Raw genomic sequence first — 888 nt, 5'->3', positions numbered from 1 at the left:
CCCCGAGGAGGCCGCCCGCCACTACGCCTCGCTGTACCGCGACGCGTACGTGGACGTCTGGCTGCTGTGCTGGCGGCCGGAGGACGACACGGGCTGGCACGACCACGACATCTCCTCCGGCGCGGTCCACGTGGTGCAGGGCGCGCTGCTGGAGTGCAACCCGCGCATCGGCGGCGAGCACCTGGAGACCGTGGTGTCGGAGGGGCAGTCGTTCTCGTTCGGGCCGGACCACATCCACCGCCTGAACGGCGCCCTGGACAACAGCGTCTCCATCCACGCCTACTCGCCGCCGCTGTGGCGCCTGGGCCAGTACTCGATCGACGACACCGGCGTGATGCGCCGCGTCTCGGTCAGCTACGCCGACGAGCTGCGTCCCATGGACGACGCCGTCCTGGAAAGCGCCGTCCTCGAGAACGCCGTCATCGACGACGCGGTCGTGGCCTGAGCACGCGGCAGCACCCCGCCGGCGTCTACGCCACGCTGGCGGGACGCCCGGCGAACCAGCCCGCCACGAGCTGCACCATCAGCACCCCGAGCGCCGCCAGCAGCGGCACCGTCCACCCGCCGGACACCTGCCTGAGCAGCCCGAACAGCACCGGCCCCAGCGCGGCCAGCGCGTACCCCGCAGACTGGGCGACCGACGACAGCGCGGTCACCGACGCGGGGTCGGGCGCGCGCAGCGCGATCAGCAGCAGCGCCAGCGCGAACGAGGCGCCCTGGCCGACGCCCAGCACCACCATCCACAGCCACGGCGTCCAGGGCGCGGCGACCGGGGCCAGCAGCATGCCCAGGTACCCGGCCACGGTCAGCAGCCCGGCCCCCATCACGTACGGCACCTGCGACGGCCGCCGCCCGGCCAGGACCGGGACGGCGAGGGTGGCGGCGACC

Annotated in this window: 1 protein-coding gene and 1 pseudogene; one reads left to right on the top strand and one right to left on the bottom strand. The window is 74.1% G+C overall.

Annotated features, from left to right (window positions below; genetic code table 11):
* Window positions 1-445: cysteine dioxygenase (locus KME77_RS26585; protein WP_219471679.1), on the top strand; the 445-nt coding region annotated here is incomplete at its 5' end.
* Window positions 446-470: 25 nt separating this feature from the next.
* On the opposite strand, the pseudogene KME77_RS26580 reads toward KME77_RS26585, so the two are convergent.
* Window positions 471-888 (bottom strand): annotated as a pseudogene (locus KME77_RS26580) (MFS transporter); the annotation flags it as partial.

The organism is Nonomuraea rhizosphaerae (assembly GCF_019396405.1).
Classification (GTDB): domain Bacteria; phylum Actinomycetota; class Actinomycetes; order Streptosporangiales; family Streptosporangiaceae; genus Nonomuraea; species Nonomuraea rhizosphaerae.
Note: the sequence above shows the minus strand (reverse complement) of the source record. Positions and strands in the feature narration are given on the sequence as shown.